The sequence below is a fragment of the Vibrio sp. 10N.286.52.F8 genome (assembly GCF_041468745.1).
Taxonomy (GTDB): Bacteria; Pseudomonadota; Gammaproteobacteria; order Enterobacterales; family Vibrionaceae; genus Vibrio; species Vibrio crassostreae_C.
On sequence record NZ_JBFRJF010000083.1, the window covers coordinates 1 to 202 of the forward strand.

Consider the following 202-nt stretch of genomic DNA (forward strand, 5'->3'; position numbering starts at 1 on the left):
CCAAATTGTTAAAGAGCAAGAGTTTTAAGTGTTAAACTTTTAAACCCATTTTTAAATACTCTCTTACGAGAATGCTTAAAGATGGTGGGCGATACCGGGCTCGAACCAGTGACCCCCTGCTTGTAAGGCAGGTGCTCTCCCAACTGAGCTAATCGCCCATAAAGTTTTAATTCCTAATGGAAGGAATGGTGGAGCTATGCGG

The 202-nt window shown here is 43.1% G+C and carries 1 tRNA gene; it reads right to left on the minus strand.

Annotated features, from left to right (window positions below):
- Positions 1-82: 82 nt before the first annotated feature.
- A tRNA-Val gene (locus tag AB4133_RS22015) sits at positions 83-158 on the minus strand.
- Positions 159-202: the final 44 nt, after the last annotated feature.